Raw genomic sequence first — 2,485 nt, forward strand, 5'->3', positions numbered from 1 at the left:
GTAAGCGGGTAGGCCATCCCACGTAGCGCTGGAGGGACAGATCGCTCATTTTCTGCATGAGTCATGCGGAGAGCCCTATGAGTGATACTGTGAATCAGACCCGAGCCTTCGAGGTTTTGACGGCGACACCAATCGCGACGCGCCGCAAGCCGAGAGACTGGCCGGATGATGAGAAGGCCCGTTTGGTTGCCGCAACTCTGCAGCCGGGGGCGAATGTATCAGCGATTGCCCGTGGGGCGGGTCTGGATCCCTCTCAGCTTTACGATTGGCGTCGCAAAGCAATCGCCTCGGGATCGATTGCTCCTCTCTCGAAGTCAGTTGATGCACAGGTTCGGTTTGCACAGGTCGAGGCGGTTGCCGGTTCTGCGGTTGAGATTGTCATCGGTGATGCTGTAGTACGCGTAGGCGGAGATGTTGCGACTGAACGTCTGGTAAAGATCCTGCGGGCGGTTCGTCAGGCATGATCGCGTCTGGTGTCATTGTTTATGTGTCGTGCCAACCTGTCGATTTCCGCAAGGGTGCGGCATCATTGATGGCTCTGGTCAGGGATGGTGGCCTCGACCCGTTCAACGGCGCGCTTTATGTCTTCCGGTCGAAACGGGCGGACCGTGTCCGGATCGTTTGGTGGGATGGCAGCGGGGTCTGCCTTTATTCGAAAATCCTCGAGGAGAATGGCTTTTGCTGGCCGGCAGCGACGGTGGCGCGTATCCGCCTCGACCATGCTCAACTCATGGCACTTCTGGCTGGTTTGGATTGGAAGAAGATCCGTCCAGCGACGATCAGGAGGCCGCTCTCCACAGGCTGAACAGAGACACAGAAAGTGACATATGTCGCTGTAAATGCTAGGAAAAGACCACGATTTGTGGTCTACTCCTGCTATGGTTTTGTCTGCTTCGGACCTTCCTGACGATGTGGATGCACTCAAGGCGATGATCGTCGCCATGAATGCACAGGGTGCTGCTGCGCGAGCGGAGATCGCCCGGCTTGAGGCGCTCAAAAAGGACACTGACGAGCGGATCGCCACCCTCACTGCGATTGTGAAAGTGCTGGAGCGGGCCCAGAAAGGCACCCGCTCGGAACGGCTGCGGCTGGGGATCAGCGATGATCAGATCGATTTTGCCTTCGAGGAAGTCGAGACCGGCCTTTCGGCAATCGACAGCGAGCTCGATCAGTCCCGGAAAGACAAGCCGAAGCGGGAAGCACGTCCACGCAAGGGCTTTGCCGCTCATCTCGAACGCATCGAGGAGGTCATTGAGCCTGAAATCCCTGAAGAGTGCCGGGGCTTGGAGAAGGTTCTGATTGGCGAAGACCGATCCGAGCGGCTCGATGTCATTCCACCGAAGTTCAGGGTCATCGTGACCCGCCGGCCCAAATATGCATTCAGGGAGCGTGACGGCGTGCTGCAAGCTCTTGCACCGGCCCATATCATAGAAGCTGGCCTGCCGAGCGAACGGCTTCTCGCTTACATTGCCGTATCGAAATATGCCGACGGCCTTCCGCTCTACCGTCAGCAGGCGATCTACCTGCGTGATAGTGTGGCGCTGAGCCGCTCGTTGATGGCCCAATGGATGGGACATCTCGGCTTTGAGCTCAAGATCCTGGCGGATTACATCCTGGAAAAGATCAAGGCGGGTGAAAGGGTCTTTGCCGACGAAACGACATTGCCAACCCTGGTGCCTGGTTCGGGAAAAACAATGACGGCGTGGCTTTGGGCCTACGCGCGTGATGATCGGCCGTTTGGTGGATCTGGGCCGCCCATGGTCGCCTATCGGTTCGAAGACAGCCGGGGTGCACGCTGCGTTGCGCGTCACCTGAGCGGCTTCACCGGCATCCTCCAGGTGGATGGACACGGCGCCTATACGAGCATGGTCAAGGAGCAGATCAAAGCAGGTAGCAATGAGACCATCACTCTGGCCGGATGCTGGGCGCATGTCAGGCGCAAATTTTACGAACTTCATGTCGGCGATATCAATCACGCGGCGACAGCGTCGGTGAAAGCGATGGCGGAACTCTGGAAGGTTGAAGACGAGATCCGCGGCAAGGATGCCAACACCCGTGCTGCCGCTCGACAAGAGCGGTCTACAGCAGTTGTCGCGAGCCTTTTTGACATCTGGGAAAAGGAGCTGGCGAAGGTCTCCGGAAAGTCCAAGACCGCGGAGGCGATCCGCTACGCAATGACCCGCCGGCAATCTCTGGAGCGCTTTCTCAGTGACGGCCGCATCGAGATCGACTCCAACATCGTCGAGCGGGCAATCCGTCCCCAAACAATTACCAGAAAGAATAGTCTATTTGCCGGAAGCCAAGGCGGCGGCAACACATGGGCGACGATCTCTACACTTTTGCAGACTGCTAAAATGAACGACGTCGATCCACTTGCCTGGCTGGCCCAGACGTTACTGCGTATGGCCAATGGATGGCCCGCTCACGACATCGACGCTCTGATGCCTTGGAACTTCAAGACAGGCGTGGTCGGCTGACCGCTTAC

The 2,485-nt window shown here is 57.9% G+C and carries 3 protein-coding genes; all 3 read left to right on the top strand.

Annotation, left to right across the window (positions count from 1 at the left end; all coding sequences use genetic code 11):
* The first annotated feature begins 77 nt into the window (after positions 1-77).
* The 3 genes from FHT29_RS34245 (at position 78) to FHT29_RS34255 (ending at position 2,477) form a co-directional block, all read left to right on the top strand.
* Positions 78-464, top strand: a complete 387-nt coding sequence (locus FHT29_RS34245) for a transposase (RefSeq protein WP_168601189.1) — start codon at positions 78-80, stop codon at positions 462-464.
* Entirely contained in the window at positions 461-805 is a 345-nt protein-coding gene (gene tnpB / locus FHT29_RS34250) for an IS66 family insertion sequence element accessory protein TnpB (RefSeq protein WP_168601190.1), read from the top strand. Before FHT29_RS34245 ends, tnpB begins: the two co-directional genes overlap by 4 nt.
* A 73-nt stretch (positions 806-878) precedes the next feature.
* Complete coding sequence (locus tag FHT29_RS34255; protein WP_168601191.1) at positions 879-2,477, top strand: IS66 family transposase; 1,599 nt, start codon at positions 879-881, stop codon at positions 2,475-2,477.
* Positions 2,478-2,485: the final 8 nt, after the last annotated feature.

Origin of the sequence: Rhizobium sp. SG741 (genome assembly GCF_012275435.1) — a bacterium.
Lineage (GTDB): Bacteria > Pseudomonadota > Alphaproteobacteria > Rhizobiales > Rhizobiaceae > Rhizobium > Rhizobium lusitanum.